Below are 25,064 nucleotides of genomic sequence, written 5' to 3'. Positions count from 1 at the left end.
TTAATGAGGTGTACTCAATTAATTACATGTAAATAATGTACATAAACGTATTCACATACTTACACCTTGGCATTCTATCCCTTTTAACTTATGAATATTGAATGGCTACAGCCTATTATAGAAAAATTTATTGAGTCAGGAGAGGGCGAAATTGCAAGCGTTATTCTAGCAGCGACAGGAGGATATTTAATTAGATTATTTACTACTAAAAAACCTACGAAGAGACTCTGGAAAATAAGCAATGTCGCCAATCTTACAATTTGCGTTTCCCAGTCCTCTGTATCAGTTGAAAAGGTAAACGACCTTGAAATTAGCCATAGTAATACGGGGATAGGGCAGGTAAAGGCATTGGGGTTAATTATAGGAAGTATCAGCAAAGCCTATTCTGTATCTGCAAATAATATTAGTTTCCCTTCAGAATCTGTTATAGATAAATTAGAAAATGACTTAATAATTTTAGGTGGACCAGTTAATAATAAAATTGCAGAGTTATTTTTTCAAGAAATTAAACACTTAGACATTGTTGAAGCAGAAAACCATGCTTTTATATGGAAAAAAAGCAAAGACAATAAGATTGTCAGATATGAAACAAAATATACAGGTGATTCACGGACAGAGTATGGTTTAATAGTTAGAATGCCTAACCCTTTTGCCAAGGATAAAGACAATAAATCTATGCTTCATCTTTTCGCTGGATGTCGGTCAATAAGTACGGTTGCCGCGGCCAAATATTTTACGCGAGAACATTCAAAGGAATACAAGCTTTGGAACCCTTTTGGATGGGGGCAAAAGAAGGCAATATTTATTATTATTAAATGTAACGTCAGAGACAATTCACCTTTTTCAATAGAATATGTGACACATCATGAATTTTAAGGCTAGAAAAAATATATAATTAATTGATTGTTAGCTGATACTAACAGCATAACGCTCTTTTATGTAATGAGTTGCCTACCTAACAATAAGACTATCCCCTCTACTACCCCATACCTTCCTCTTCTCCCTTTCCCTACGCAATACTCTTCTCATACAACCTCGATTCACCTACTACCTACTGAGTTTTTCATACCGCTATGAAATAATACAAGTGAGCACCATCATACCCACCAGTTTAAAACTGTTCAGCAGCACAGGCTGAAACAACCCTGTTAGCTGAATTTTAGACTAATCGTTCTCGCATTTATTCATACTCATAGTGAATAGCAGAAGGGTAAGCGACCTTGTGTAATGGGCTAGCTTTAACCACATTGTTATTCGTCTATTCACTATGGGAGCAGGGAACAACGCTGGGGTGAATTTAGAACAGGTCGTGTTTTTCCTCCCGTATATACGGGGCTTATACAGTAGTAAAAGTATGGTACCTACCAGTATAAAAACATAACCCCCGGTCAGGCTTTTTCTGCCAGGAAATAAATAGGCATTGATAATATTCAGGGTGCAAAGTTGTTAACACCCACGGCTACCAAAACCGTTGATCCGTAAGACTATCCTGGTGGTTCGCAGCAACCCGGATAGATTTTTTCCCCTCGCCCCCCAACGTTGGGGAATGAACGTCTAACCATCCTTTAGAAAGAATAATCAGGGGGAGTAATGTTAGGTGTACGTTTTGAACATCTCGGTTGAAAACTCAAAGGGTAGCGAAGATTACTGGTGGGGGGCTGCATTCTATATGTGGGCAGGAACCACATCAAAGTTCGGTATAGCTTGTACGTCGCCGGATTTGGCGTCGTTGAGGATCAAGTAGTTATAATAGATAGCTATGAACCTCATCTTTAATACGTCACCCAAAACGGGGACGTTGAGAACCAGCTATTTAGCCGACTCAACTTTGAGTTGGCATTGTGAATCAAGGGCTTAAGTGGTAGATAAACCTGTTAGCATTACTCAGTGTAGAAGTAGTGTAAGTACAATTTTCAAGGCTGCGTCTTTGTAATGAGAATTGTAGAGGTCAAGCGACTTAAACGAGTGCTGGACAAAAACAGAGTCGCAGCGACGCGTAGCATTGACAGCACAAGTAAAGGCGCACAGGGCGCCAGAACAGAACAGAGCAGCAGCCAGACCAAAGCGGAGCGGCCAGACACAGATTTTAAGCCTAAATTCTAACCACATTAGTGTTCCTAACCCCCTAACTCCAACCAAAAGAATGGCAGTATTTAACCTATTTTCAAAAAGACAAAAAAAACAAAGAGGTGAAATAAGCGACGTTTATACTTATGATAAAATTAATGAGCAGTTACACGTACAAATAGTGCAAAATAGTGCATATAATAAGCGACACAATAGGTATGGATAACACTGGTTATGGCCCTCAAGAGGCTAGTAAAGCTTATCAATACATTCACAAAGCTCTGTGTAAAGAATATGGAGTATTTACATTAAATGTTGAAAATTTTAGTTCCGATAAAGAACACATTATACGCTATTTACTGAAAGAAAATAATACTGAAAAAGTGTTAGATGTTGTCGAAGTAACATTTCAATACATCGAAGCGGTAATACCTCTGATTAATAACTATGCGTATATAGCACATATATCAAGCTCGCCGGATAATGCTATTGAGGAGCTTAATCAAAGATTCAAAGAACATGCGATTGGATATCAATATGAAGCCAGTCCGATAATTAGAACAGATTCAACCTATACACACTCAGAGATTGTAAAGCCCGCTTTATCTCTCTTATCTAATGAAATTTTTCAGGGAGCTTTTGACGAGTACACCAAAGCACATGAACATTACAGGCATAATAGAAATAAAGAGTGTTTAGCCGAATGTCTGAAAGCTTTTGAAAGTACAATGAAAATAATCTGTTCTCAAAAGAAATGGAAATACGATCAAAAAGATACAGCCAGCAAACTTATAAAAGCTTGTGCAGAAAATGGTCTGTTTCAGAGTTTTAGCGAAACACAGCTCGGCTCATTAAAAAATTTACTTGAGGGGGGAATTCCAACTATACGAAATAAATTTGGTGGCCACGGTCAAGGAGAAGTTATACAACAAGTTGATAGCAAACTAACTAGATACTGCTTAAACATGACGGGTACTACAATTATATTTATGATTGAACAGAGCAATATAAAATAATACTAATTAACCCCACCCAAGCTTTATGGTAAAATAACGGAAATCGGCCACAGGGGGCCGAGCCATGACAACCAGTAGAGTAGTTTATCTGCTTATTTAGTTTCTCCGACAATTGCTTAGCAAAATCTGACTCCCCAAAGTTGGGGGCACGTAAAGCCACAGACCATTAAGACCAGTCCTGAGTGCCAAATACCTGCCTGTATTGATTTTCAGTGGCGTTAGTAATCCTAACGCTATCCTTTCGGGATTCGCCACTACTATTTTACAGACACACTTTTACAAGTATTTATAATGTACGCTGCTAGAATCAGGAGACTTTTACAAATATAATCGTGTAACAGTACACATAAAGATATTCTAGGAAGAGGCACTGGCTGTCCATAGATCACATTTCTCTTACTTAAGCTTTGAAAAGTATTAACTGTTGTCATTAAAACATATTAAATCGTGTATACATACAACAGGTTGTTAATCAGTAGGTTATGTCTAATTTTCTCTTGACTTTCATTGTTTCATCTGCTACCTTTGGAAAAACAAAATAGGCCCATACCTCCTGTCTCCACAACTTCGGGCATGAGCCTTTTGTGACACTTTAACATCTATCAAAATGAACACGATGCAAAACTACGTGGGTAGGGATTCCCATGCAAACACCAACCAAAATTCGGGCCAAAACACCCAAGAAGAGCTTCCTCAAGTTTCCGTTGAGGGCCGGAATTTAGAGAGAACTACACTTCTTTCCCTGCGCAAATGGGCAGTAGACACGCTCGCTTATGCTGAAAAAGGTAAATTTTTGGCAGCCTTTGAAAAAAGAGGTGTACGACGTAGCTTAACGGCTTACATAGAGCTCTTAGATAGTCATGTTTACAGAACGCGAATTGGAGAAGGCATTTTCACTATTTCAATTGAAGAGGCCAACGAATCAATAGCAGATCACTTGCAATATCAGGCTGAAATCAACAAAGAGATGAGTTGGTTTGAATTAGCTCCTTATCCGCTTCCTGACCATATTCAAGCTAAACCTAACGATTGGCGAGACCGGAAATCGTTCCGAGCCTTTCATGATAAGATGAGCCCAATGATTCAAAAAGGCGATACTTTATCCTGTGTGATCGTTGACCAAGCTGATTATAAGAAAGGCAGTGTAGTTGTTGTTTCTTTTCGGCAGCACAAGGACAGGACACGTAAGTATAGTTTTGGCCGAGTCAAGAAGGTGGATGCTAATTCCATTACGCTGGGGTTCGACCACCCAGATTGCAAATATGATTACATCACTATACCTCTACAGATGGTCCTGTTTGTGTTGAAAGTTGAAAGCGCCCAAGCACCTTCTAAACCCGTCAAATAGTCACTACTCCTATGAAAACGACCCTAACTGAAGACGAGTTCGAGAAACAACTGATCGCCCTGTGTGAAGCCTACGGAGTCCATGAATTTGCCATCTATGGCCGCTTTGCCCAGACCATTGACGCCAAAGGCAATATCTGCCCACCCAACAGATACATCTGGTGCAACGGCGAGCCGATGGTAGCCGCCGAAGCTGAATATCACCTGGGCCTGATTGCCGAAGGACAGGAACCCTAACCGTTAAGAATAGCCTTTCTGAACACTAGCCATATCCAAATAATAAGTAAAACGGTCCTGCCAGCAATGGTAGGACCGTCGTCTTTTCAAGTCAGGCTCAATTCAGGAGCCGCAAGCCTCGCACTCCACCCCATTACGTTGGGCCTCGATACTGCGAACGCCCTCGTTCAGGACTACATGGGGTATCGGGATATTAGAACGACAATGAAGTACGTTCAGATCAGCGAAAGCGCGAGAAATAAAAGATAAATATGTTTGATAAACTATTCCAGAAACCTGAAATAGACTAGTTAAGAATTAATTAAACTATAGAAGCAAAATAATATAGGTAAGTATACAACTTATTTATCGTTAGCATCTTTGAAATATGGTATATCACATATTTCTAAAGGAGATTCACGTAATAGATAGCCTGTACTATCATTTATTTCATGTCCACTAATTATTTTTTCAAGGGCATCACAACCCGGACATTCACCTTGATGAGTCGCCGCAGGATAATTAAAAATTGGAATTATTTTAGAGAGTACTTTATAATCTAACTCCCCCTTTTTTAATTTATCAAATGTAGCTACTCCAGTTTCGTCTATCAAGATCGCCAATGCTTGTCCTGCTTGACAGTAAAAGACCCCTGCTATGTTAACAGTATCACCTAAATACAAAATTTGAAGAATGACATTACCATAAAAATCTCTAACTTCAAGTGCATTGTCATTGTAGTTTTTTGCAATCCCATTCCTGGGTTTGAAATTAGCCATTTATTATTTCTAATCTCGGCAAGAAGTACTCCATCTTTATTTCTTAATACAGCATTCACATAGAGTTGACCCTCCTTTAAAATCACGCCTAAAATTGGCTTACCTTCATCTGTAAGCATAGCCCCGTTTTTAGTTTCGATCCTAAAACGATTCCAACCAAAGGAAATAAATGGAACTCGTGCCTTTTGGCAACTTGCCAGTAATCCATAAGTTTTTTCAGCAGGCGCATATAAAACACAGGTCAATATGATACCTAAAATTCCAGTTATTGCCCCTATTATATTATATAAATTTTTTTTTCAGGTATTGACCAATATAAACACCTCTTTTAGGCACTTCTTCCTTTAATGATATTCTATTTTCCTTTATGTTCTTATTGCGAGCCATTATATAAATTAAGGTTAACTGCCCAATTATGAATTCTTGATAGAAAGTCAAACGCAAAAATCTCCATTAACATGGAAGGGCAAGGCTTTCTTATAAAAACAGGCAGGTAAGAAATAGACTTACTTTTGTAGTTGCGACGTTATAAAACCATGGCTACTGCTCCCAATACTACGTTTTCAATCCGTTGCCTCTGCTTCAATCCGTAGCGTTCCATCACGGAACTATACACCATGGCAGGGCCACCTGGGCCCCAAATCACTAACTGTTACTCTTAGATGCAGGAAATTTACAAACGCTGGGGCTAGTGCCTTTATAGGTGCTTGCCAGAGCCGTCGATCCAGCATTGACGCTTATGTAACATAGGTATTCGTCCAAGTGTCCAAATTAGAATACATAGTATAAATAACCCCGATGCTGATCGTTATTTCTTAAAATAATCGACCTTATCCGCATCACTATTATTATCCAGCCTACTCTCGCCCCCGCTCACAGTTGAAATCATTGCGCCTATCGCCAAACTGCCCTTACTATTACCCGGCGTTAGTGTACCCGTCAAACCAAACGATTTTTTGCCCCTGCCCGCAATTACGTCGGTGGAGGTGACAATGTAGAAATTAGGGTCTGAATCACTAAACGTCCAGCTACTATTCTGCACGGGCTTACTCCCGACTATGGTTAAACCAGTCGGAAAGCTCAGGGTAACCATAGGATCTTTGTTGATGTAGACCGTGACAGGTCCAACACTTGGCGCCCCATTCATCTCAAATACATCCACTACTACATTAATCTGCGAGGTACCGTATTGAATTGAGGGCGTTAGGGAGACGTTGGGAATTAGATCGGGAGCCAATATGTTGCAATTAAGTAACACTGAGATGGTATTAACGCCGGAGTTAGCCACGACCAAGTCGGCTTTGCTATCCTCGTTCAGGTCTCCCACGGCCACTGATATGGGGTTTGTACCCACTGCAAAGGGAGTAGCTGCCCCAAAGCTACCGGTACCGGTACCCAGCAGCACCGACACCCTGTTGGGCGTATAATCGACTGTAGCCAAGTCGGCTTTCCCGTCCCCGTTAAAATCGCCCGTCGCCACTGAAAGAGGACTTACGCCGACCTCAAAGGAATTAATGGCACCAAAACTACCTGTACCCGTACCCAGTAGTACCGAGACAGTATTATTGCCTGAATTGGCCACTACCAAGTCGGACTTGCCATCTCCGTTCAGTTCTGCTACGATTATCGATTGGGGAGAACTACCAAAGCTATGATTGTAAAGGGTGTAGAAAATGGGATAGGAGCTGCCCGCTTCGAAGCTGCCCGTGCCCGTACCTAGTAGTACTGAGACCGTACTAGACACCCTATCTGCTGTAGCCAGGTCAGCTTTTCCATCTCCGTTGAAATCACCCACTACCACGGAAACCGGTCCTTTCCCTACTAAAAAAGGAGTTGCTGCCCCAAAACTACCTGTACCTGTGCCTAGTAGCACCGAGACTGTGTTAGTCACTATACTGGCCGTAGCCAAGTCAGCGTTACCATCCCCATTAAAATCCCCTACTGCTACCGATTCAAGGCCAACAGCCGCTACAAAGGGAGTAGCTGCCCCGAAGGTGCCTGCCCCCGTGCCCAATAGCACTGAGACCGTGTTGCTATTATTATTGGCTGTGACTAGGTCAAGTTTACCATCTCCGTTGAAGTCACCTGCCGCCACCGAAACGGGCTCATTACCAACGGCATAGGAAGTGGCGGTTCCAAAACTACCCGAACCGGAACCCAGCAATACCGAGACGGTATTTTCGCCAGTATTGGCGGTGGCCAGATCGAGTTTCCCATCCCCATTGAAGTCCTTTAGGGCTACCGAAATAGGATTTGTGCCAACACTATAGGTAGAATTGCTCGTGGGGCTAAAACATTGTGCCCAGGCCCTGTTATTCTGCATGACTAGAAGCAGGATGAAAAGAATGACTTGGGCAAGGGAGGGATAGCTCAGATTCGCTCGTGTAAGAGTCATATGCCGAGACAGTGTCATGTCCGGTGATGTTAGGCAGAAAGGTGTTTTGGTTTGGACAGGGAAGCCGCTTTGGGAGCGGTGTTTCAGCATGATAAGTATAAGTAGTTGTTGGTATTCTTTCACGGTGCGATAGAAATTGATGCTCATACGATAAGAGTAAGGGGTTTAGCCGAGTGGTATAAATAGGCGGCTGTAAATTAAGCAATGTATGCCATTGTACTATTAACTTTAGACCTGCTATTAATCAAATCTTCACCCTAACTTTCTATATAAGAAAAACTAGTCTTTACATATAAGCGAGTAGTAGCTATTGTAATTCCTTTTTCTTTTTACAGTACCCCTCAAAATCAAATCTGGATATACACTTACATCAACACCAGATATTTCAATCTTCCCATCACCATTAAAAGGCTCAATAGTGAGACCTGAAAGGACAGGAAAAGCAACAGTTTAAGGATTCTAGTGAAGTATCTTTATCATTAATTTGAAAATCACTGATTGTTGTTTTCGCTGAGACCGCCTTAATCGCCCTATCAATAATGGATTTATCAAATCCTGACATTATATATTGTGCATAAGCAACTCTTGTTTCAGCATATCTGACAGCCTTAAAAGGGGGCGGATTTTTCTGATCGTAAACGATAGTTTTCTTACGCGTATAACTAGCTGTCATATATTCTCCCAGCTTGTTCACTAACACTTTAGGTTTAGTCTTTGCCATGATTATTTGTGGATTGTGCGATGTTTGGGTAACAAAGAAGGTATTCCCTTTCAAGTATTCCTGCTGGATTTACTAATCGGTCATAAAAAAGCCCCGAATCGACAAGAATTCAGGGCGAATGGTAGTAATGTCACTCCTTATACGTTTTTAAAAATCGAAAGAACGATGTATAATAAATATGTATTTTAGAAAGGTGTTTCTTCATTACCGTCAAATCGAGATGGCATTTTGATTTTATTGGTCGAAGGAGGTGTCCCGCTTGGATTCAGCGGCGAAGAAGTTAAGGAGGTTAAGTCACCATCTTCATCTCCGAAATGATCATCTAGATTGATGAATTTTGTATATCTATTGATGAATCGAAGTTGGATCGTGCTTAAAGGGCCATTCCGGTTCTTGGCTACAATCACTTCACCAATACCCATCGTAGAGTTGCCATTTTCGTCTTCTGTAAAACTGTAGTACTCGGGTCTGTAAAGGAATAAAACCATATCCGCGTTTTCTTCAATACTTCCCGATTCACGAAGATCAGAAAGTTTCGGTCTCTTGTCTCCTCCTCTTGTTTCAACACTCCGGCTCAGTTGTGAAAGGGCAATTACGGGTATGTCTAGTTCCCTCGCTAAGGTCTTTAACGCCCGCGAAATCGAAGCAATTTCTTGCTCACGACCACTAGATACATCACCCGACATGAGCTGAAGGTAGTCAATAATCACCAACTGAATGTTGTTTTGTGATTTCAGTTGACCGCATTTTGCCCGTAAATCTACAATGGATAGTGCCGGCGTATCATCAATAAAAATCGGCGCGTTAGTGAGTCGCTGAATTTTATGTTGTAATTGCACCCATTCATGTGGCTTTAGGCTTCCCTTCCGAATTTTTTCACTGTCTATTTCAGCCTCCGCTGAAATCAAACGATTTAACAACTGTGTACTGGACATCTCCAGTGAAAACACAGCAGTTGGTATACTAAAATCAACAGTCGCGTTCCGCAGTGCTGAAACTATAAATGCCGTTTTGCCCATTGCCGGTCTGGCAGCCAAGATGATTAATTCCGCTGGCTGCCAGCCAGATGTTAGTCTGTCTAAATTAACAAAGCCAGACGGTACTCCAGTTAGACCTTCATGATTCTTTTTTTCTTCTAGCTTTCTAATAGCCTCAGTTACGGAGACACTAAATAATTCCTTAGACTTTAAAGTCGAATTTTCCTCGGTAAGTCGAGCAATCTCCTGGACAATTATATTCGAATTGGTCACTTCGTTTCCCTGGACCCATCCGATTAATTCTGGACGACGTTCAAATTCTGGAAGTGTTTGTAAGATAGCTAATTTAATATCACGCGCATCATCCCAAAATTTAACTAACTTATTTTTAACCAATGCTTTAAACTCTCTTAATTTTTGAGGATAGTCTGGTTCTAAAACATCCTTGCCTTCAGTCTTAACTTTCTCATCCAAATGTTTCTCGGTGATAACTAGAGCAAAAAAAGGTTTGCCTTTTTCGAGAGCATATTCATATTCTAACTGGGTGTAGCTTTTGCCAGATTCTAAATCAATAGAACCGTATCGACCAGCGAGTAACAATAAATACACATCTGACTCATCTATCCACCGTTTTATAACATCCATCTGAGATTTATCGCCAGCTGAAAATAATTCCATACCAGCTGGTATATGTCCAGCGGTTAAGATAGCTTCAACAGCTGCCTGCCTTTCTTTGATAAGATCGAGGTAGGTGGATGAAACAAAAACTTGAAGCTTTTTCTTAGATGACATAAAGCATACATTAATCAAAGTCAATGATAATTATATTGCTATTTCCCATCTTGGAAATGGCTCACTAAATCGATTTTTGTGAACGTAGGCCATATCTCCCCAAACTTGTTTAGCAAATGCGTTACAATGGGGGCAATTAAATGAAGAAGAATCGTATTCAGGAGCCGTGTAGGGTGTCATTATAATAGTATTACAATTGATCAAGAACAGATTCCGCATACCAATCCGTACACGGCTGAAAGCAGAAAACGCTTAATCGACTGATATTTAGTCAATTAAGCGTTTACCTTGTAGCCCGACCAGGATTCGAACCTAGACAAACAGAACCAAAATCTGTTGTACTACCCTTATACTATCGGGCTATTTTGCATTTGCGAGTGCAAAGATAATGTTTGCCGGGCGTCAAAAACAAATACATCCTTAAAAAAAATGGCTTTTTCGGACCGATTAATAATTTAGCCACTGATTTACAAGAGCCTATCTATTGGTCATATGCCCGAAACAGGTGTAGTTTGGCTAATTTTTTTTATTAACCCCTGAAGTACTTTGCCCGGCCCACATTCATAAAACTCGGTAGCACCGTCGGCCACCATCTGCTCAACGGATTGCGTCCAACGTACTGGTGAGGTTAGTTGTGCAATTATATTCGCTTTTATGGTTTCTGGATCTGTGGTTGCCTGAGCGTTCACGTTTTGATAAACCGGGCAGCGGGGGGCAGCAAATGACATTGTCTGAACGGCTTCTGCAAATTCAGTACGTGCCGGTTCCATAAAAGGGGAGTGAAAGGCGCCACTGACCGCTAATGGTACTACGCGCTTGGCACCAGCTGCTTTTAAGCGTTCCTCCGCCAGCTGGATGCCCGCAACGCTTCCTGAAATAACGACCTGACCCGGACAGTTGTAATTGGCGGGTACCACAATCTCTTCCGTAATCTGGGCACATACCCGCTCGATAATCTCATCAGCCAGTCCCAGTACAGCCGCCATCGTTGACGGAGCCAGTTCGCAGGCACGCTGCATAGCGGTTGCCCGGATGGAGGCCAGACGTAGGCCGTCTTCAAATGAGAGAACTCCGGCGGCAGTTAACGCAGCCAACTCGCCGAGTGAGTGACCCGCTACCATGTCGGGAGAGAATGAATCAGTCGTGAGCGCAACAACAACACCGTGTAGAAAAACGGCTGGCTGAGTATAAATTGTCTGCTTGAGTTCCTCATCAGACCCTTCAAACATGATATTGGTCAGGTTGTAACCCAGAACTTCATTTGCCTTGTCAAATAATTGGCGGGCGGCTTGGGACTGTTGATAGAGATCTTGCCCCATGCCTCGAAACTGGGAACCCTGGCCGGGAAATACGTATGCTTTCATAAGGAAATACTATTGACAGAAAAAACGGTCGATGGTGCGAAAATAGCGGGAGAATTATGGTTGTTCAAATCTTAAATTCTTCCGGGCAACTAAACGACTTTTTCTCAGTAAAATATGTTATCATGATAGCCCATCACAAGTGGCCTAGTCTTACCTTTTCACAATGCTGCTACGTAGTACGAATAAACAAAGAAACAAACGGCTACTACACACTGTTGCAAAATCAGCCCGTGACTATAGTTTATACCGGCTGTAAATAAGTTATAAAACAGGGGATAATGCCCCTTAATCTTGTTTCCATGGCGTTTGTGATTTAGCTTTGATGCGCCGTTTAACCCGGCTTTTTTTCAATCGTTTACACTTAATTTTCGTGTCGTTCACCGTATGGCTTGGGTAACACAAACACTCTCCAGCTCCCTTGGTCGCAAAGTAATAATGTCGCTGACGGGACTGTTTCTATGTTCTTTTTTGATCGTTCATATGGCTGGTAATCTCCAGCTGTTCAAGGGCGACGGCGGACGGGCTTTCAATGAGTATACGTACTTCATGACCCATAATCCGCTTATCATGACCGTTTCGTACCTGCTCTATACCTCCATTCTGGTACATGCGCTGATGGCTTTTATTCTTACCCGGCATAATCAGGCGTCGCGCCCGGTTAAGTATGCCTATAGCAAGCCCGAAGCAAATAGTCCATGGTCGTCGCGTAACATGGGGATACTTGGCACAATTCTATTGCTCTTTATCATCATTCATATGCGCACGTTCTGGTATGAAATGCACTTTGGCGCGGTGCCAATGGCCGAATACGATGGTAAGCAGTACAAAGATTTGTATGCTGTCGTGAAGGTGGCCTTCGGTGAGCTGTGGTACGTAACATTATACGTTATCTGCATGGTTGCCATCGGGTTTCACCTGGCGCACGGCTTTCAGAGTGGTTTTCAAACTATTGGCGTTCGTCATAAAAAATACACGCCGGTAATTGAGTTTGTGGGTAAAGTTTTCTTTGCTGTCCTTATTCCGGCAGCTTTTGCGGCAATGCCGATTTACGTGTATTTACAGGTTCATCACATTATTTAAAGAATGAAAGAGCAAATGAGTGAAAGAATGTACTACTAAATACATCTTCACCGCTCGTTCGCTTCTTCACTCTTTCAGTCTTTCGCTCTTTAAAGCATGAAACTGGAATCTAAAATCCCCGAGGGTCCTTTAGCCGAAAAATGGGCACGGCAAAAATTCGCCTTGAAGCTGGTCAATCCAGCGAACAAGCGTAAATATGATGTTATCGTGGTAGGTACCGGTCTGGCTGGTGCATCGGCGGCTGCATCATTGGCGGAGCTGGGCTACAACGTTAAAGCATTTTGCTACCAGGATAGTCCCCGTCGGGCGCACTCCATTGCTGCCCAGGGGGGAATCAATGCCGCTAAAAACTATCAGAACGACGGCGACAGCGTGTTCCGGTTATTCTACGATACCATCAAAGGGGGTGATTACCGCGCCCGCGAAGGTAATGTTCACCGGCTGGCCGAAGTCAGTGTCAATATCATTGACCAGTGTGTAGCACAGGGTGTTCCATTCGCCCGGGAATATGGCGGTACGTTGGCAAACCGCTCGTTTGGTGGAGCGCAGGTATCACGAACGTTTTACGCCCGTGGTCAAACGGGGCAGCAGTTGTTGCTGGGGGCTTATTCAGCTTTAAGCCGTCAGGTAGCTAACGGCAAAGTGAAATTGTATACCCGTACCGAAATGCTCGACCTGGTGGTTGAGGGTGGTAAGGCGCGGGGCATTGTTACCCGCAACCTGATTACGGGGAAAATAGAATCGCATTCGGCCCATGCTGTGCTGCTTTGTACGGGCGGCTATGGCAACGTATTTTACCTCTCGACCAATGCGATGGGATGTAACGTAACGGCAGCCTGGCGGGCGCACAAAAAAGGTGCTGTATTTGGTAATCCTTGCTTCACGCAGATTCACCCAACCTGCATTCCTGTATCGGGCCACTACCAGTCGAAACTGACGCTGATGTCGGAGTCGTTGCGGAACGATGGCCGCGTATGGGCACCGAAGTCGAAAGAAGACGCGCAGAAAATTCAGAAAGGCCAGCTAAAAGCTACGGATCTTGCCGAAGACGCTCGTGACTATTTCCTGGAGCGTCGCTATCCGGCATTTGGCAATTTGGTTCCCCGGGACGTAGCGTCTCGAAACGCCAAGAATATGTGCGACGAAGGTCGGGGTGTTAGTAAAACCGGTTTAGCGGTATATCTGGATTTTGCCGATGCGATCAAGCGTGACGGTCAGAAAGTGATCGAAGCCAAATATGGTAACCTGTTCGAAATGTATGAAAAGATCACCGGCGAAAATCCTTACGAAACGCCGATGATGATCTACCCCGCTGTTCACTATACGATGGGTGGCTTGTGGGTCGATTACAACCTCATGACCACTGTTCCTGGTTTATATGCGCTTGGTGAAGCTAACTTTTCTGACCATGGTGCCAACCGCTTAGGCGCGTCGGCATTAATGCAGGGGTTGGCCGATGGTTATTTTGTCATTCCCTATACGGTTGGCGATTATCTGGCAACCATTGGTCCGGCTGACAAAATTCCGGTCGATTCGCCTGCCTTCAAAGAAACGGAGCAGAAAGTTCAGGCTCAGATTAATAGGATGATGTCTATAAAAGGCACTCGTCCAGTTGATGACCTGCATAAAGAACTAGGTCATATTATGTGGGAATACTGCGGTATGGCAAGAAATGCAGAAGGACTCCAACTCGCCAAACAGAAGATTCAGGCGCTGAAAAAAGAGTTCTGGTCTAATGCCAAAATTATGGGTGATGCCGAGGAAATGAATCAGGCATTGGAGCAGGCAGGCCGCGTAGCTGATTTCATCGAGTTAGGTGAACTTATGGTCGATGATGCGCTCAATCGGAACGAATCATGTGGTGGTCACTTCCGTGAGGAATACCAGACCCCGGACGGTGAAGCCCTTCGCGATGACGAACATTACGCCTACGTAGCAGCTTGGGAGTATCAGGGTGAAGGAAATCCTGAACTGCTCAACAAAGAAATGCTGGAATTCGAGAACGTGAAACTGACACAGCGGAGTTATAAATAACAGTAGTCAAAGTCGTTAGTCGATAACTGTCAGTAACAGGGCACTATTGACCAGCGACTGTCGACGAACGACGACAAGTATGAAGATTACACTCAAAGTCTGGAGACAAAAAAATACGAATACTGAGGGGAAGCTGGTTGACTATCAACTGGATAACGTCTCAGAGGATATGTCCTTTTTGGAGATGTTCGATGTGCTGAATGATTCTCTAACCCGAAAAGGCGAAGATCCCGTAACCTTCGACCACGACTGCCGGGAAGGTATTTGCGGTACGTGTTCGATGTACATCAATGGTCGGCCACACGGTCCGCAAACGGGTGCTACTACCTGCCAACTTCACATGCGCTCGTTCAACGATGGCGACACGATTGTCGTTGAACCCTGGCGTGCACGGGCTTTCCCGGTTATTAAAGATTTGATGGTCGATCGCCTGGCTTTCGACCGGATTATCCAGGCGGGTGGCTACGTATCGGTCAATACCGGTTCAGCTCCCGACGCGAACGAAATTCTTATTCCACGTAGCATTGCCGATGAAGCCATGGATGCGGCTGCCTGCATTGGCTGCGGAGCTTGTGTAGCGGCCTGCAAAAATGCGTCGGCTATGCTGTTTGTATCGGCAAAAGTCTCCCAATTGGCTATTCTGCCGCAAGGGCAGGCCGAGCACAGAGAGCGGGCTGAACGTATGGTCGCGCAAATGGACGCCGAAGGTTTCGGAGCTTGCTCGTTTACAGGAGCTTGTTCTGTCGAGTGTCCCAAGTCGATATCGCTTGATCACATCGCCCGCATGAACCGCGAATACCTGGGCGCCAAACTGGCTTCGGATAACGTTCAGGGGTAAAAATAAAAACAGTGAATAAAGCCCGGTTGCGTTAGTCGCAACCGGGCTTTGTTTGTTTTATACTTTTCTAACCGTATTGCTCCGTTTCTGGGATGAAGATGCTATCTTGATGCTGATTTCCCTGACCATTTTCTGAACTAATGATCATAGACCAAACAACGCTGACCCTGTACGAGGCGGAATGGTGTGAAGATAGCAAACGTGTAAAAAACTATCTGGAAGAGAACCAGCTGGATTTCGCCTACATAAATGTTGACCTTGATCGGGAAGCCGCCATACAGGTGGAGAAGATGCAGGAGGGTAAACGGCTCACGCCCACGTTGCTTATTAACGAAACATCATTCGTAAATCCTACCAATGAACAGATTGCCGCCTTACTCGGACTCAACCCCGGCCGACCCCGCATTCGTTTGTTTGGGGCTGATTGGTGTCCGGACTGCCATCGGGCAAAAGCATATCTGAGCGATAATGGCATTAATTACCAGTATATAAATATTGACGTGCATGCCTGGTCAATCCCCGTTCTCGAAACGGTGAATAAAGGCAAGCGAATTATCCCGACTATTTTTATTGATGATCAGGCGTTTGCTAACCCGGACAACCGAACTCTAAGAGACCTGATCGGCATAACCGAAGAAGCGCAGTCGCATTTGTATGACGTAGCAATTATCGGGGGCGGGGCTACTGGACTAACCACAGCTATTTACGTACAACGGGATAAATTTTCCTCCATCATTCTTGAAAAACGACTCATCGGCGGGAATGCTTCGTTGACCGATAAAATCGAAAACTATCCGGGCTTTATCGATATCAGCGGGAAGGAGCTGATGAATAAAATGGCCGAGCAGGCCCAAATCTACGGATCAGACATTAAACTGGGTGCCGACGTTCGTAAAATCACCCACGAAAATGAAATTTTTCATCTCGAAACGAACATGGGTGACATTACGGCCCGCTCAGTCGTGGTGGCGGTAGGATCAACCTACAAGAAATTGAATATTCCGGGAGAGTCCGAATTAATTGGTGCGGGGATTCATTTCTGTGCTACCTGCGATGGGGCTTTCTACCGGGATCGGGAGATTCTGGTTATCGGCGGAGGCAACAGTGCGCTGGAGGAAGGTATGTTTCTGGCTCGTTTTTGCCGAAAAGTCTCGTTTGTTCATTACAAACCGGAATTTAGTGCCTCAACAACCTACACCGAAAAATTAGCCGAATTTACGAACGTAGCGGTGTATCTGAACCAAACGCCAACGGCCTTTCTCAGTAACGATCAGGGTACGTTCAAGGCATTGCAGGTGACCGATAATGCCACGGGCGAGGTAATGGAGATTGAGGCTGATGGCGTCTTTCTGTTTGTAGGGCTTACCCCCAATACCAGGTTTCTGGCTAAAACCATTGACCTCAATGAGCAGGGATTTATCTGCACCCGACCTGGATCGGTCGAGACATCGGTCCCCGGCATCCTGGCTGCTGGCGACTGTCGGTTAGGCGCTATTGCGCAGGTTGCTGCGGCTACGGGTGAAGGCGTAGTGGCTAGCTTTGCCGTTAAAGCGTATCTGCACCGACAAACAACGTAAGGTCTCTACCCCCTAATAGCTTTCTTTTTTACAGACACTTCGTTGATCCCGATGGTGTGGATGAATTGTCTACTCTATCCTAAAACGCTCTACTTCGGTCAGCCTGTACCGAAGCAATTGGTATTGCCCTTCATCTGATACGTGTCTGGTTACACGTAACTCTTAAAGCCACGATCAAAAAAAATCTGTTAAGGGGGTACCCTCCCGGCCGGCTCGATTGTCTTCTAGATAATTAACGGATAACCTATGGATGAGAGCCAATTTAAAGAAACCTTAGTTGAGCGCTATCTCAACAATCAGGCAACTGATCAGGAACTGGAAGTATTCCTGGAGTTGCTCAAACGGGGGGAGCTGGATGAGTTGGTGAAGGACCACATGGATCGGGAAGCAGACAACTCTGAGGACACGAAAACTGGGTTTTTAGACGCTGGTGTCTTTCAACCCTGGGCACAATGGCTGAACGTAGCAGCTTCCCTATCCCTGATTTTCTGGTAATTTTTTGGATTTATCCTGCGAGGCTATTTCTGTAAACGCCTGCTTATCATACCACTTTCTTTTACTAACCATCGTAGTAGTCACTCTTTTTTACGAAGGGACGCCAGAAGAGCTTTTGTCAATAATGCAACTAACCAACTGATTGAGAGCAATGAGATTATCATTACAAAACAGAATTCGGATCTTAGGCTATTTAGCGGTCTCTGCTTCGATGGTGACGACAGTCAGGGCTCAGAACCGGCTGGTTGAAAAAGGAGACCCCAGCGACATCGTTGCCAAAAATGAACGTAGTAGTGTACCCACTAAGGTCACTTACCGAATCGATGCTTCAGGAATGTCCAGCGTTCCGGCCGCCATCGTCATCAAAGGGAAAGTTACGGCTCAGGAAGACCGATTGGCGTTGCCGGGCGTCAATATTTCCATAAAGGGCACCACCGTTGGCACCACCACGAATGCCGAAGGAAATTACACCATCAACGTACCGTCCAAAGAAAGCACGCTGATTTTTTCATTTCTGGGCTATGTCTCTCAGGAAATTCCGGTTGGCGACCAGACGGCCATCAACGTAACGCTGGCTGCCGACTCCAAAGTGCTCAACGAAGTGGTTGTCACGGCCTTAGGTTTCAAGGAAGAGAAAGATCGAATGGGTTCCACGCTATCGACGGTCAAACCCGAAGACATTAAACGCTCGGGTGAAACGGGCGTCATTAACGGGCTGGCGGGTAAAGCCGCTGGCGTGTTGATTTCGCGCTCTACGGGTGATCCGGGGGCCGGTTCATACATCCAGATTCGGGGACAGAATACGATTACGGGCTCGAACCAGCCGCTCATTATTATCGATGGCGTTCCCATGAGTAACAGCACCAGTGGCGATTCTCGGGGCGGTGTGGCGCAACAATCCCGCCTGAATGACATCAACCCGGAAGACATTGCCAGCATGCAAATCCTGAAAGGGGCTTCGGCGGCTGGGCTTTGGGGATCGCGGGCAGCCAATGGTGTCATCGTGATCACAACGAAACGGGGCGCTGCGGATAACAAACTGAATGTCAGCTTTAGTTCTACGGTTTCTTTCGACAAAGTTAACGTATTACACCCCTTACAGGAAGCATACGGGCAAGGTTCCGGTGGTGTTTACAATCCAACGACGCAGTATTCCTGGGGCGATAAAATTGCCAACCGGGCCGGTGGCGACGACGTAGTGAACATGAACGGCGCCCGCTTTGAATCCTATCAGGGGAAAACATTTTATCCAATCCTGACGAAAAATTCAAGAGAGACCTACAACGAAGCACGTAAGGATGCCGTGTTTCGGACGGGTACCTATTATGATAATAACGTTAGCCTGAGCGGAGGAAACGACAAGGGCAACTTTTACCTGAGTCTGGGGAACCTGAATCAGAAAGGAATTTTCGCCGGGCAAAGCGACTACAAACGAAACTCGGTTCGATTTAACGCGTCCCGTCAGCTCAATGACATTATCAAAGCGTCGGCAAATGCCAACTACATCCGAACGACCTCTAACCGGGTTCAAAAAGGCGACAACGCCAGCGGTCTCTACCTGGGCATGCTACGTTCGTCGCCCGATTTCGACAGCCGGTACTGGAAAGGAAGCTACTTCGCATCGCCTACGGCCGCAGCCATTCGGAATCGCCAGCGGTCGTATCGAAATTATCTCGGCGCTTCGGCTAACCCAAGCTACAACGACCCACTCTGGACAATCAACGAGCTGACTAATTTCTCGGAAGTCGATCGGTTTATCATGAACTCGGAGATTGTAGCGACACCGAAAGACTGGTTTAGCATCACGGCTCGGGCTGGGATGGACACCTACAACGATCGACGGGTTACCAACAACCCTGTGTCGTCGGTTGAAAACTCGGGCGCTGGTGCGTACGACCAACGTATCATTTCGGAAACTGAAATGAACCTGGATGTAATTGGAAGGGCCAGTAAAGATTTTGGTGAAAATATAACGAGTACGTTGATTGTTGGCTTCAACATCAATGATCGGAAGTACAACCTGCTGGGTGGTACCATGAACGGCTTCATTCTTGAGGAAGCACCACCAAACTTTGCCAACTCTACGGCTGTCAACAACTTTCCATTCAATACGGAAACGCATCGCCGGACGGCTCGTTTGTACTCAACCCTGAACCTGGGATTCTATAACCAACTGTTTGTCAATGGGTCTATTGCCAGCGAATCCGGCTCTACGTTCGGGAGCGCATCTAAATCGACTTTCTACTATCCATCGGCTGACGTAGCCTGGCAGTTCAGCCAATTGCCAGTGTTCCGCGGGAGTGCGCTTTCGTTCGGTAAGGTGCGGGCCTCCTTCGGTATCGTGGGTATTCAGCCCGAACCCTACCGGAATACGACCCCTTACGTAACGGCTTCGTTCAGCAGTTGGGCAACCACGCTGACGAGTTCGGGTTACGGTGGTGCTTACGTAGAAAGTGCAACGCAGGGAGACCCCAATCTTTTTCCCGAACGTAAAACGGAGTGGGAAGTCGGCGCTGACTTACGGTTCTTCAAAAACAAACTAACGGTAGGGTACACCTATTACCAAAATAACATCCGGGATTTATTGCTCCAGGTATCGTCGGCTGGATCAACCGGGTTTAGCCAGAAATATACCAATGCCGGTAGTATGGAGAACAAAGGCATGGAAGTAGACTTCAACCTGAACGTTCTGCAGAAGAAAGATTTCAACTGGAATGTATTTGCTAACTGGAGTAAAAACAAGAACCGGGTCACGAATTTAGGCGGTACCGAAATCGTCACCTTTACGGCCGGTGCGCTGAGTACCGTCGCCCACGTGGGCGACGCGCTGTCTTCCTTCTACGGTGGTGTTTATCAGCGTAATGAAGACGGTTCCATGAACCTGACATCTACGGGCTTTCCTAAGTTAGGCACTACGTTGGGCATCGTGGGCGACCCAAACCCCGATTGGCGCGGTGGCTTTGGAACGAATCTGTCCTATAAAAAACTATCGCTGAACGTCCTGTTTGAAACCTTTCAGGGTGGCGATTTTTACGAAGGTACACGCGGAGTATTGGTGAATTTCGGTACGTATGCCGACGTAGGCAACGAAGTGACCCTAGCGCAGGATACCTACAACTATGCCGGGACGTTGTTCAAGGCTGGAACCACCTTGCGGGGCAACGTAACGAATTATGGTGGCGGCCCTGTCTTGCTGGATCAGTCGTTCTATACCTCCATTGGTGGGCACTCCGGGCAGCTAACGGAGCAGTTCGTTCGGGATGGAAGCTGGACCCGTATTCGTGAGATTACCCTGGGGTATCAACTGAACACGCCGGGCTTCCGGAAGAAAACGAAGCTGGAGTCGGTCAGTTTCGCCGTAACTACCCGGAACCCGGTACTCTGGACCAAAGTAGTGGGCATTGATCCTGAAACCAACGTATCGGGGGTTGGCAATGCCCGTGGTGTGGATTACTTCAATAATCCCAGCACAAGATCGCTGGTCTTCAGCCTGAAAATCAATTACTAATTTTAACGATTGGAATCGAATGAAACGACGATATAGATCTATTTGTGCAGGACTGATTGGCTTGGCGTTCTTCTCGTGCGAATCGCTGGTATCGGATATGAACCAGGATCTGAACAACCCAACAGACGCTTCTGCCGAGTATATTTTTACGGGTACGCAGATTGCCCACATTGCGTCTCAGGAAGGTATGGCTAGCCGGCTCACCATTGTCTGGACGGGGTACGGCTTCGGGAGTTTCCAGCAGTTCGGTACGTGGGGGCAGTATCAGATTACGGCCGCCAATTTCGACGACGACTGGAATCTATTTTACACGGGTACCAACAAAAACGCCATCCGAACTCTTGAAAAAGCGAATCAGCTGGGCAACCGCGTTATGGCCGGGATTACTAAAATTATCCAGGCACATAACATCGGAACCGTTACTGAACTTTGGGGCGATGCACCATTTACAGAAACCGCCAATACTGCTACGTTCACGAATCCACGTTTTGAAACGCAGGCGGAACTGATTCCCAAGCTCATTGCCCAGTTGAATGAGGGTATTGCCGATCTGGAATCGGGCATTGGAGCTGTGGGTACAAAAGATATTTTCTTCGGTGGCGATGTCACGAAATGGAAACAGGTGGCCAATACGCTGAAAGCTCGTTTGTATATAGATTTAAAACAATATAACGAAGCGTATACTGTAGCTACGTCGGGGGTGAGTGCTTACGCGAACTCCATGTATGCCACACACGGCACAACGGCCAGCGTGAACGAAAATCAGAATTACAGCTTCCTGACAAACGTTCGGGCGGGTAGCATTACGGCCGAAGGTGCCTACAACGCAGAGCTACTAAATCCCGCTAAAACGGCTACGTATCGGGGGAATTCAAAAACGAACGAAACGGCCCGCTTCAAATTTTACTACCTGGAGAACGGGGTGAATGCGCCGGGCGTCATCGAACCAAATACGCTGACAACCACCGCGAACCGTGGATTTTTCGCTCGGGATGCCAGTTTTCCGCTTGTTACGTATCAGGAGAATATGCTAACGCTGGCCGAAATGGCACTGCGTTCGGGGAAAGGGTTTGATGTGGCCCTTGGGCATCTGAACGCCTACCGCAGCTTCCTGAACGGTGGTGGGTATCTGCACGCGACCTACAAGGTGGCTGGGACGTATAAATATGATCCATACGTAGCCGCCGACTTTGCCGCCGGAGGGATCGAAAACAAAGATGGTATCACGGCATCGAATGCCCTGTTGCGGGAAATTCTGGAAGAACGCTACGTTACGTTTTACGGGCAGCATTTAGGCTGGGATGACGAACGCCGTACCCGCACGGAGGGGCTGGGCGTCAAACTCAAACCCAACAATGGTAGCCAGTTGCCAGGGCGGTTCATTTACTCCCAAAACGAACTGAATTCCAACCCAAACAGTCCTCGTTCAGCACCAAGTCTGTTTGATCCAATCACTATTTACAAGTAAAATTTCTGACGGGATTTATGGGATGAACAGGGTTGAGAATTACAAAAAGAATCCTGTTCGTCCTGTTTAAAGAAACTTTGCTAACATGATAATGAAAACTTTGTAATCTGATTGATGATGCATTTTAAAGCTAATTTTTTTCTTGCCGTATTTGTCCTGTTGGTTTGCGCTACGGTTACTCAGGCTCAGTTTTCTACGCAGGAAGTCGATCAACTAACAAAGCAGGCGAAAGGCGTTGAGATTGTTAAGGACACTTATGGCGTTCCCCACATCTACGCGAAAACCGATGCCGACGCCGTGTTTGGCCTCATGTATGTACAGTGCGAAGAATTCTTCGACAAAGTAGAAAATTCACTGGTTACGCGTCTGGGCCGCAATTCTGAAATCGAAGGCGAATCCGCGATTTACCGCGATCTCTGGACGCGCCTGTTCATTGATTCCACGCAAGCCGTTCAATTGTACAAAGAAACGCCGGACTGGTTGAGAAAACTTTGCGATGCCCACGCTGCCGGGATTAATTACTATATGATCACGCATCCAGCCGTCAAACCCAAATTACTGACCCGAATTGAACCCTGGATGGTACTGATGAACAACGTACCGGCTATGGGTGGCAGCAACGTTAGTGAAGGCGATTTCAAGGCTTTTTACGGGAAAGAAGCCGCTCAGGTCGCTACAGGGAGCCGGAGTTTTACGGCTGATCCGCCCAAAAATGATGGTTCTAACGGTTGGGCGCTGGGGCCTTCCCGGACAAAAAATAAAAAGGCGATCCTGTTCATTAACCCGCACGCTGAATACTACGGCCGTATTGAAGTTCAGGTGGTTAGCGCCGAGGGCCTAAATTCCTACGGGGCGCCATTCCTGGGTCAATTCAACATTTTCCAGGGCTTCAATGAATTCTGCGGCTGGATGCACCCCGTTTCGCTGTCGGACGCCAAAGACTTGTACGCCGAAGATGTCGAGCGGAAGAATGGGAAATTGATGTATCGCTACAATGGCGTCTGGAAACCGGTCGATAGCACCACCACCGAGCTTCGTTACAAAAAAGGCGATAGCTGGGCCACAAAGAAATTCACTACATATCACACGCACCACGGCCCGGTTGTTTATGCTACCGCCACCCGCTGGATTGCCCTGAAAACCTACGAACCTAACATTGAACTGCTGGGCATGAACTGGCTGAAAATGAAGGCGCATAACCTGAAGGAATTTACCACGGCCATAAACGCGCGCGCTATGGTGGGCAGCAACATCGTTTATGCCGATAAGGCAGGAAATATTGCTTACTGGCACGGCAACTTCGTACCGAAGAAAAACCCGTTACTCGACTGGAAACGCCCCGTCGACGGCACGACGTCGGCCACGGAATGGCAGGGAACGCACGAACTGACGGAGTTGCCTCAGTACATCAATCCGCCTAATGGATGGGTACAGAACTGTAACTCAACGCCTTTATACGGAGCGGGCGAGTTATCGGCTCCCATGCTGAAGTTGCCCACCTACATGCTTCCCGATGGGCATACACCTCGAGCCGTGCATGCCGTCCGTGTGTTGACACCCCTGAAAAACGCGACGATGGATGATGTCATTATGGCTTCCTATGATACGTATCTACCCAGTGGCGAACGGTTTGTTCCCAGCCTGATTGCCGCGTATAATTCCGTAATTTCAGACTCCATCAAAACCAGGCTGGCGCAACCCATTGACGTCTTGCAAAAATGGAATTTCAAAACGGATACGAGTTCGATTGCTACGACCCTGACGACGCTCTGGCTGGAAAAAATCATTCAGCTGGATATGGCCCGGCTGCCGAAACCAGCCACGACCGAGGAACAATATTCGCTGACCAACGGAGCCGCGCTCACCACCGAATTTCTGTCGCCCATGGAGCAACTCACGGCGCTGGCTCAGGTCGTTGCCGATCTGGAAAAAGAGTTCGGAACCTGGCAGGTAACCTGGGGTACGGCCAACCGGTTTCAGCGGACGACGGACAAAGAACCCAGCGATGAAAAACTGAGCTGGGGTATCTCGGCAACCCCTGGTTACATGGGGTCGCTGAACGCGTATGTAAGCCGAAAATCGCCTAAAACACATAAGCGCTACGGTGTTACCGGCAATACGTTCGTAGCCGCGGTTGAATTTGGTGACAAGCTTCGGGCCAAGACGATCCTGACGGGTGGTGCCAGTTCCGATCCGGCATCTCTGCATTACACCGATCAGGTGAATGGCTACATTAACGGAACCTACAAAGAAATTTATTTTTACAAAGACGACGTATACAAACACGCCGAGAAGGTTTATCATCCCGGCGATCAGTAGCTGTCGTGGTGTCGGGTCGGTGGCCAGTGTTATCTTAATCCCGCCACCACAGCTTCAGGCGCGAGCGAATG

18 protein-coding genes and 1 tRNA gene are annotated in these 25,064 nt (G+C 45.9%); 13 read left to right on the top strand and 6 right to left on the bottom strand.

Annotated features, from left to right (window positions below; all coding sequences use genetic code 11):
• Window positions 1-90 precede the first annotated feature (90 nt).
• The 5 genes from BM202_RS32535 (at window position 91) to BM202_RS32520 (ending at window position 4,667) form a co-directional block, all read left to right on the top strand.
• Entirely contained in the window at window positions 91-876 is a 786-nt protein-coding gene (locus BM202_RS32535; RefSeq protein WP_093834128.1) for a hypothetical protein, read from the top strand.
• A 1,056-nt stretch (window positions 877-1,932) separates the two neighbouring features.
• Window positions 1,933-2,103 carry a hypothetical protein gene (locus tag BM202_RS37620; protein ID WP_177236773.1) on the top strand — a complete coding sequence of 57 codons (171 nt, stop codon included), beginning with the start codon at window positions 1,933-1,935 and terminating at the stop codon, window positions 2,101-2,103.
• Window positions 2,104-2,258: 155 nt separating this feature from the next.
• A complete protein-coding gene (locus tag BM202_RS32530; RefSeq protein ID WP_262507744.1) occupies window positions 2,259-3,083 on the top strand; it encodes an STM4504/CBY_0614 family protein in 825 nt (274 codons plus the stop codon).
• A 607-nt stretch (window positions 3,084-3,690) separates the two neighbouring features.
• Window positions 3,691-4,431 (top strand): hypothetical protein, encoded by a 741-nt coding sequence (locus BM202_RS32525; protein WP_093834126.1) that lies wholly within the window; start codon window positions 3,691-3,693, stop codon window positions 4,429-4,431.
• An 11-nt stretch (window positions 4,432-4,442) separates the two neighbouring features.
• Entirely contained in the window at window positions 4,443-4,667 is a 225-nt protein-coding gene (locus BM202_RS32520) for a hypothetical protein (protein WP_093834124.1), read from the top strand.
• 341 nt (window positions 4,668-5,008) lie between these two features.
• Here BM202_RS32520 and BM202_RS32510 read toward each other — a convergent pair whose 3' ends face one another.
• The 6 genes from BM202_RS32510 to fabD all read right to left on the bottom strand — a co-directional run bounded on the left by BM202_RS32510 (window position 5,009) and on the right by fabD (window position 11,674).
• Window positions 5,009-5,425, bottom strand: a complete 417-nt coding sequence (locus BM202_RS32510) for a hypothetical protein (RefSeq protein ID WP_093834120.1) — start codon at window positions 5,423-5,425, stop codon at window positions 5,009-5,011.
• A gap of 808 nt (window positions 5,426-6,233) precedes the next feature.
• On the bottom strand, window positions 6,234-7,967 hold the full coding sequence (locus BM202_RS32505) for an FG-GAP repeat domain-containing protein (protein ID WP_093834118.1): 1,734 nt from the start codon (window positions 7,965-7,967) through the stop codon (window positions 6,234-6,236).
• Between the two features lie 265 nt (window positions 7,968-8,232).
• The gene (locus tag BM202_RS32500; RefSeq protein ID WP_093834116.1) at window positions 8,233-8,541 is read right to left on the bottom strand and encodes a hypothetical protein; all 309 of its coding nucleotides are present in this window, start codon (window positions 8,539-8,541) and stop codon (window positions 8,233-8,235) included.
• Between the two features lie 185 nt (window positions 8,542-8,726).
• Window positions 8,727-10,310, bottom strand: coding sequence for a DnaB-like helicase C-terminal domain-containing protein (locus BM202_RS32495; protein WP_093834114.1), 1,584 nt, complete (start codon window positions 10,308-10,310; stop codon window positions 8,727-8,729).
• A gap of 291 nt (window positions 10,311-10,601) precedes the next feature.
• A tRNA-Gln gene (locus BM202_RS32490) sits at window positions 10,602-10,672 on the bottom strand.
• A gap of 126 nt (window positions 10,673-10,798) precedes the next feature.
• Window positions 10,799-11,674 carry an ACP S-malonyltransferase gene (gene fabD, locus BM202_RS32485; protein ID WP_093834112.1) on the bottom strand — a complete coding sequence of 292 codons (876 nt, stop codon included), beginning with the start codon at window positions 11,672-11,674 and terminating at the stop codon, window positions 10,799-10,801.
• 384 nt (window positions 11,675-12,058) lie between these two features.
• Between fabD and BM202_RS32480 the strand changes: the two genes are divergently transcribed.
• The 8 genes from BM202_RS32480 to BM202_RS32445 all read left to right on the top strand — a co-directional run bounded on the left by BM202_RS32480 (window position 12,059) and on the right by BM202_RS32445 (window position 24,993).
• Window positions 12,059-12,754, top strand: a complete 696-nt coding sequence (locus BM202_RS32480; protein WP_093834110.1) for a succinate dehydrogenase cytochrome b subunit — start codon at window positions 12,059-12,061, stop codon at window positions 12,752-12,754.
• Between the two features lie 96 nt (window positions 12,755-12,850).
• On the top strand, window positions 12,851-14,788 hold the full coding sequence (locus BM202_RS32475) for a fumarate reductase/succinate dehydrogenase flavoprotein subunit (RefSeq protein WP_093834108.1): 1,938 nt from the start codon (window positions 12,851-12,853) through the stop codon (window positions 14,786-14,788).
• A gap of 79 nt (window positions 14,789-14,867) precedes the next feature.
• A complete protein-coding gene (locus BM202_RS32470; RefSeq protein ID WP_093834106.1) occupies window positions 14,868-15,626 on the top strand; it encodes a succinate dehydrogenase/fumarate reductase iron-sulfur subunit in 759 nt (252 codons plus the stop codon).
• Between the two features lie 140 nt (window positions 15,627-15,766).
• Complete coding sequence (locus tag BM202_RS32465) at window positions 15,767-17,203, top strand: FAD-dependent oxidoreductase (RefSeq protein ID WP_093834104.1); 1,437 nt, start codon at window positions 15,767-15,769, stop codon at window positions 17,201-17,203.
• A 246-nt stretch (window positions 17,204-17,449) separates the two neighbouring features.
• Window positions 17,450-17,698, top strand: coding sequence for a hypothetical protein (locus BM202_RS32460; protein ID WP_093834102.1), 249 nt, complete (start codon window positions 17,450-17,452; stop codon window positions 17,696-17,698).
• A 151-nt stretch (window positions 17,699-17,849) separates the two neighbouring features.
• Entirely contained in the window at window positions 17,850-21,206 is a 3,357-nt protein-coding gene (locus tag BM202_RS32455) for a SusC/RagA family TonB-linked outer membrane protein (protein WP_245776896.1), read from the top strand.
• A gap of 19 nt (window positions 21,207-21,225) precedes the next feature.
• Window positions 21,226-22,674: a SusD/RagB family nutrient-binding outer membrane lipoprotein gene (locus BM202_RS32450; protein ID WP_093834098.1), complete on the top strand. Its 1,449-nt coding sequence runs from the start codon at window positions 21,226-21,228 to the stop codon at window positions 22,672-22,674.
• Between the two features lie 114 nt (window positions 22,675-22,788).
• Window positions 22,789-24,993, top strand: a complete 2,205-nt coding sequence (locus tag BM202_RS32445) for a penicillin acylase family protein (RefSeq protein ID WP_245776895.1) — start codon at window positions 22,789-22,791, stop codon at window positions 24,991-24,993.
• Window positions 24,994-25,064 lie beyond the last annotated feature (71 nt).

Source organism: Spirosoma endophyticum, assembly GCF_900112365.1.
GTDB lineage: Bacteria > Bacteroidota > Bacteroidia > Cytophagales > Spirosomataceae > Spirosoma > Spirosoma endophyticum.
Note: the sequence above shows the minus strand (reverse complement) of the source record. Positions and strands in the feature narration are given on the sequence as shown.

Bases quoted from the DNA above. Each gene is read 5' to 3' on its own strand.
- BM202_RS32470 (WP_093834106.1), top strand. From the start codon at position 14,868: ATGAAGATTACACTCAAAGTCTGGAGACAAAAAAATACGAATACTGAG.
- fabD (WP_093834112.1), bottom strand. From the start codon at position 11,674: ATGAAAGCATACGTATTTCCCGGCCAGGGTTCCCAGTTTCGAGGCATG.
- BM202_RS32450 (WP_093834098.1), top strand. From the start codon at position 21,226: ATGAAACGACGATATAGATCTATTTGTGCAGGACTGATTGGCTTGGCG.
- BM202_RS37620 (WP_177236773.1), top strand. From the start codon at position 1,933: ATGAGAATTGTAGAGGTCAAGCGACTTAAACGAGTGCTGGACAAAAAC.
- BM202_RS32505 (WP_093834118.1), bottom strand. From the start codon at position 7,967: ATGAGCATCAATTTCTATCGCACCGTGAAAGAATACCAACAACTACTT.
- BM202_RS32475 (WP_093834108.1), top strand. From the start codon at position 12,851: ATGAAACTGGAATCTAAAATCCCCGAGGGTCCTTTAGCCGAAAAATGG.
- BM202_RS32445 (WP_245776895.1), top strand. From the start codon at position 22,789: ATGATGCATTTTAAAGCTAATTTTTTTCTTGCCGTATTTGTCCTGTTG.
- BM202_RS32455 (WP_245776896.1), top strand. From the start codon at position 17,850: ATGAGATTATCATTACAAAACAGAATTCGGATCTTAGGCTATTTAGCG.
- BM202_RS32500 (WP_093834116.1), bottom strand. From the start codon at position 8,541: ATGGCAAAGACTAAACCTAAAGTGTTAGTGAACAAGCTGGGAGAATAT.
- BM202_RS32535 (WP_093834128.1), top strand. From the start codon at position 91: ATGAATATTGAATGGCTACAGCCTATTATAGAAAAATTTATTGAGTCA.
- BM202_RS32510 (WP_093834120.1), bottom strand. From the start codon at position 5,425: ATGGCTAATTTCAAACCCAGGAATGGGATTGCAAAAAACTACAATGAC.
- BM202_RS32480 (WP_093834110.1), top strand. From the start codon at position 12,059: ATGGCTTGGGTAACACAAACACTCTCCAGCTCCCTTGGTCGCAAAGTA.
- BM202_RS32525 (WP_093834126.1), top strand. From the start codon at position 3,691: ATGAACACGATGCAAAACTACGTGGGTAGGGATTCCCATGCAAACACC.
- BM202_RS32460 (WP_093834102.1), top strand. From the start codon at position 17,450: ATGGATGAGAGCCAATTTAAAGAAACCTTAGTTGAGCGCTATCTCAAC.
- BM202_RS32520 (WP_093834124.1), top strand. From the start codon at position 4,443: ATGAAAACGACCCTAACTGAAGACGAGTTCGAGAAACAACTGATCGCC.
- BM202_RS32495 (WP_093834114.1), bottom strand. From the start codon at position 10,310: ATGTCATCTAAGAAAAAGCTTCAAGTTTTTGTTTCATCCACCTACCTC.
- BM202_RS32465 (WP_093834104.1), top strand. From the start codon at position 15,767: ATGATCATAGACCAAACAACGCTGACCCTGTACGAGGCGGAATGGTGT.